The organism is Xanthomonas sp. SHU 199 (assembly GCF_000364665.1).
GTDB lineage: Bacteria > Pseudomonadota > Gammaproteobacteria > Xanthomonadales > Xanthomonadaceae > Xanthomonas_A > Xanthomonas_A sontii.
Map to the genome: position 1 here is coordinate 1 of NZ_AQOI01000312.1, position 5,221 is coordinate 5,221.

The 5,221-nt window shown below is 69.2% G+C and carries 4 protein-coding genes; 3 read left to right on the forward strand and 1 reads right to left on the reverse strand.

The window, feature by feature from the left end:
• Nucleotides 1–138: 138 nt before the first annotated feature.
• Nucleotides 139–558 carry a hypothetical protein gene (locus tag D183_RS0111215; protein WP_026144381.1) on the reverse strand — a complete coding sequence of 140 codons (420 nt, stop codon included), beginning with the start codon at nucleotides 556–558 and terminating at the stop codon, nucleotides 139–141.
• A gap of 105 nt (nucleotides 559–663) precedes the next feature.
• Here D183_RS0111215 and sufT point away from each other — a divergent pair, with 105 nt between their 5' ends.
• The 3 genes from sufT to D183_RS0111230 all read left to right on the forward strand — a co-directional run bounded on the left by sufT (nucleotide 664) and on the right by D183_RS0111230 (nucleotide 4,776).
• Complete coding sequence (gene sufT, locus D183_RS0111220) at nucleotides 664–1,215, forward strand: putative Fe-S cluster assembly protein SufT (RefSeq protein WP_017909071.1); 552 nt, start codon at nucleotides 664–666, stop codon at nucleotides 1,213–1,215.
• Between the two features lie 109 nt (nucleotides 1,216–1,324).
• Nucleotides 1,325–2,425: a branched-chain amino acid aminotransferase gene (locus tag D183_RS0111225; protein WP_010341242.1), complete on the forward strand. Its 1,101-nt coding sequence runs from the start codon at nucleotides 1,325–1,327 to the stop codon at nucleotides 2,423–2,425.
• 578 nt (nucleotides 2,426–3,003) lie between these two features.
• Nucleotides 3,004–4,776: a S8 family peptidase gene (locus D183_RS0111230; RefSeq protein ID WP_017909072.1), complete on the forward strand. Its 1,773-nt coding sequence runs from the start codon at nucleotides 3,004–3,006 to the stop codon at nucleotides 4,774–4,776.
• Nucleotides 4,777–5,221 lie beyond the last annotated feature (445 nt).

Consider the following 5,221-nt stretch of genomic DNA (forward strand, 5'->3'; position numbering starts at 1 on the left):
GTTACCGGTAACGCCCATCGCGGCTGAAGCCGCTCCCACAAAAACGATGCGCTTCATGGCGAAGGCGGATGATCGGGGCGTTGTCAGGCCGCAACCACCATCGCCATGCCAGCGGCGTCCGCCGCGCTCCGGCCGTGCTCAGCGCGCGCTGAAATACGCCGTGGCCACGCCGATGCCCAGCCACAGCAGGTCGCCCGGGCTGTTGGCCAGCACGGTCAGGGTCCAGGCGTAGTGGGCGCCCATCTTCAGCGACGAATCCCAGACGTTCAGGCCCAGCCCCGCGCCCATCTGCGCAGCGGCGATGCCCCAGTTGGCGGCGACGATCACCAGCACCGTGGCGCTCATCGCCACGGCGATGCGCAGCAGGCCGCGCGGCAGGTTGCCCAAACGCAGCATCCAGACGATCTCCAGCGCCACCACCACGGCCATCCAGCCGGCCTGGCGACCCAGCGACAGCGCCACCAGCAACCAGGCGATCAGCGCGGTGAAACAGCCCATGGCGAGCAACAGGGGCCACAGCCAGTGCGAGGGCCTGGCCGGCGTGGAGGAAGGCGGCATTCGATGTTCCCGGAGAAGGCGTACAGGATACTTCCGGCGCGCCCCCCGCGCACTCGGATAAACTGCACGACTTGCACCGGCGGGGCCTGGCCCCATATCGCCCCCATGTACTCACGCAGCAGCGAACCTGTCCAATTCGAACGCGATTGCGCCGCGGTGATGGTGCCGCAGGGCGACGCGGTGACCCTGCCCGCCGGCAGCTACGGCTATATCACACAGGCCCTGGGCGGCAGCTACACGGTGTTCGTGGAGGGCAATCTGTTCCGCATCGCCGGCAAGGACGGCGACGCCATCGGCAAGGAGCCGCCGCCGGGGCTGGAACTGCCCGAGGATGCCGGCGACGAGCAGGTCGAAGCCCTGATCTGGCAGCAGTTGCGCACCTGCTTCGACCCCGAGATCCCGTTCAACATCGTCGATCTGGGCCTGATCTACGACGTGACCATGCATGCGCGCGAGGATGGCCAGCGCACCGTCGAGGTCAAGATGACGCTGACCGCGCCCGGCTGCGGCATGGGCGAGATCCTGGTCGACGACGTGCGCAGCAAGCTGGAAATGATCCCGACCATCGCCGAGGCCGACGTCGAGCTGGTGTTCGATCCGCCGTGGGGCCGGCATATGATGTCCGAGGCCGCGCGCCTGGAAACCGGCATGCTCTGACCCGCGCGCGACGCCTCGCGCGTCGCGACGGAGCCCGATCGGGCGCCGCCGCTGCCGTCGCCACGACGCTGCGGCCCTGGCCATCCCTCGACTACCACAGGAATTCCCGGTGTCCGCTACCGAGCCGTCCACGCAGTTCCGCCTGACCCCGTCCACCGCCGCGCGCAGCGCCGAGGCGCGCGCGCAGATCCTCGCCGCGCCGGGCTTCGGCAACTATTTCACCGACCACATGGTCGCCATCGAATGGAGCCGCGAGCAGGGCTGGCACGACGCCGAAGTGCGCGCCTACGGTCCGCTGGCGCTGGATCCGGCCGCCTCGGTGCTGCACTACGGCCAGGAGATCTTCGAAGGCATCAAGGCCTATCGCCATGCCGACGGCTCGATCTGGACCTTCCGCCCGGAGGCCAACGGCAAGCGCCTGCAGCGCTCGGCGCAGCGCCTGGCGCTGCCGGAGCTGCCGGTGGAGCTGTTCGTGGAATCGCTGCGGCAGCTGATCGCGGTGGATGCGGCGTGGGTGCCGTCGGCGCCGGAGACCAGCCTGTATTTCCGTCCGTTCATGATCGCCAACGAGGCCTTCCTGGGCGTGCGCGCCGCGCAGAAGGCCGGCTACTACGTCATCGCCAGCCCGGCCGGTGCCTATTTCGCCAAGGGCGTGGCGCCGGTGGCGATCTGGCTGTCCACCGACTACGCGCGTGCCGCCAAGGGCGGCACCGGCGCGGCCAAGTGCGGCGGCAACTACGCCGCCTCGCTGCTGCCGCAGCAGCAGGCGCAGGCGCAGGGCTGCTCGCAGGTGCTGTTCCTCGATCCGGTCGAGGGCAAGTACATCGAGGAACTGGGCGGCATGAACGTGTTCCTGGTGATGCGCGACGGTAGTCTGGTCACCCCGGCGCTGTCGGGCAGCATCCTGGAAGGCATCACCCGCGACAGCATCCTGCAACTGGCCCGCGACCGCGGCATGCAGGTGGTGGAGCGGCAGGTGAGCATCGACGAGTGGCGCGACGGCGTGGCCTCGGGCGAGATCGCCGAGGTGTTCGCGTGCGGCACCGCCGCGGTGGTGACCCCGATCGGCCAGCTCAAGGGCAAGGACTTCGCGGTCGGCGACCTGACCGCGCCCGCCGGCCCGGTGACGCTGTCGCTGCGCCAGGAACTCACCGACATCCAGTACGGCCGCGTGGCCGACCGCCACGGCTGGCTGGTGCGGCTGGGCTGAGCCGAGCGCCCAACGCTGGGGCGGCCGTTGGCTGCCCTGGCGAATGGACCTCATGCCACTTGGCGCATGGTCCGACAGCGTCGACCATCGCCGGCGACGTCCGCGCTGGTGCGCCGGGGCGTGCGATGTGTCGCCGCCCCGCCTCCGCATCGCGCCTTCCCGGGAATCCGCTCCCCGGACATTCCGTGTCCGTCCCGATGTATGGCGCTGCCATGCAGGCAACCTCTGTCGTCTGTATCCACTGTCTCCTTTTCTTGTCCCGTGTGTCGCGCGGGAGCCAAAAATCTGCCCCTGATTTGCCGAGTCTGGCGTCTTTTCATGCTGCACTGCAGCAAAAATGAGGTGTAGCTCTCTTTATGACATCGACGTTCATTGCATTTCTTCGTTTTGTACAACGGATTTCCGTCACACCCTGCTCCATACGCGCTTGTACTGAGCTAGCGTCGATGAATGGTCGGCAACACGCCATCCGACCGGGCTCGCAACGCACGCCAGGTTCAGGTTTCGACCGGACCGGTGCGGCGCGGAACACCGCCATCAGGCGGCTACTCAACCGAAAGGAAGTCCGAATGTCCGAAATGTCGCATCGTGGGTCGCGCCAGCGTCCGTGGCTGGTCGTGCTGGGCGCGTCCGCTCTCACCTCCCTGCTGTTGGCCACCCCAGCCTTCGCCGGTGACGTGAACCTCTCCGGCCTGTCTTCCGAGCCGACCGTGCAGCGCTTCATCGTCAAGACCCGCGATGCCGCGCCGGTCAGCATCTCCAGCGCGTCCGCCGCCGCTGCGGCGCCCTCGGCGGCGCTGCGCGCGACGCTGCAGTCGGCCGCCGCCGCGCTGCCGGCCAAGAACGGCCGCGCGCTCGGCCTGACCAGCCTGCGCCGCCTGGCGGTGGGTCCGGAAGTGGTCAAGGCCAGCCGTCCGCTGGACCGCGCCGAGGCCGAGACGCTGATGCGGCAGATCGCCGCCGACCCGAACGTCGAATACGTCGAGGTCGACCAGCGCATGACCATCGCGCTGACTCCGAACGATCCGCGCCTGGGCGACCAGTGGGCCTTCGGCACCACCAACGCCGGCATCAACGTGCGCTCGGCCTGGGACAAGGCCAGCGGCGACGGCGTGGTCGTGGCGGTGATCGACACCGGCATCACCAGCCACCCGGATCTCAACGCCAACGTCCTGCAGGGCTACGACTTCATCAGCGATGCGGATTCGGCGCGCGACGGCAACGGCCGCGACAGCAACCCGGCCGACGAAGGCGACTGGGCCGCTGCCGGCGAGTGCTACTCCGGTTCGCCCGCCTCCAATTCCAGCTGGCACGGCACCCATGTGGCCGGCACCATCGCCGCGATCACCAACAACGGCACCGGCGTGGCCGGCACCGCGTTCAAGGCCAAGATCCTGCCGGTGCGCGTGCTCGGCAAGTGCGGCGGCTACACCTCCGACATCGCCGATGCGATCACCTGGGCCTCCGGCGGCACCGTCAGCGGCGTGCCGACCAACCAGAACCCGGCCGAAGTCATCAACATGTCGCTGGGCGGCAGCGGCACCTGCTCGAGCACCTACCAGAACGCCATCAACGGCGCGGTCAGCCGCGGCACCACGGTGGTGGTGGCGGCGGGCAACAGCTCGACCAACGTGTCCAGCTCGGTGCCGGCCAACTGCAACAACGTGATCGCGGTGGCGGCGACCACCTCGTCGCGGGCCAAGGCCAGCTACTCGAACTACGGCGCGGGCATCGACATCTCCGCGCCGGGCTCGAACATCCTGTCCACGCTCAACGACGGCACCACCACCCCGGGCAACCCGAGCTACGCCTCGTACAACGGCACCTCGATGGCGACCCCGCACGTGGCCGGCGTGGTCGCGCTGATGCAGTCGGTGGCGCCGACGGCGCTGACCCCGGCGCAGGTGGAAAGCACCATCAAGAACACCGCGGCCAGCTTCTCCTGCTCGCAGGGTTGCGGCGCCGGCCTGCTCGACGCCAACGCGGCGGTCACCGCGGCGTTGAATGGCGGCAGCAGCGGTGGTGGCGGTGGTGGCGGCAGCAGCAACGAACTGCAGGACGGCGTGGCGGTCACCAACCTCAGCGCCAACAGCGGTTCCTCGCTGAACTACACGGTCAAGGTGCCGTCCGGCGCCAGCAGCCTGGTGGTCACCACCTCCGGCGGCAGCGGCGATGCCGACCTGTACGTGCGCTTCGGCAGCGCGCCGACCGACTCGGCCTACGACTGCCGTCCGTACAAGAACGGCAACAACGAGAGCTGCACCTTCAACTCCCCGCAGGCCGGCACCTACTACGTGCGGGTGAAGGCGTACAGCACGTTCTCCGGTGTCAGCCTGAAGGCCGACTACTGAGGCACTCCGTCGCGGCGGCCGCGCCATGGCCGCCGCGCACCTCCCGGTGCCGGATCGCAGCGGTCGGCCAGGACGCCGCCGCCGCCACTCTCGGTCGCCCCGCGCTTCGGCGCGGGGCTTTTTTGTTTGTGCCGCGTCCGGCCGCCCTGGTCCGGTCGTCTTGATGCATTCCGCAGCCGGGCTCGTCGCCGATCACAGATCTGCCCATTGCGCCGCTTGCGCCCTCCACCCGATCCGCGCCTTGCCGCTATCCGCGGTGCAGGACCGTCCTGGGGCTGTCGCGTACGCGGTGGCTGCGGCCTGCACCGCCACGTTCGAACCTGCGCGGTGGACGGCCGACTGCGCCACGTGTACAGCCCGGGGGGAGTCTCATGTTCGAGTACAGCGTGCTTCGGCGCCGCAGCGCCGCGTGCCTTTTGCTGCTGGCAGCCGCCGGCACCGCCGC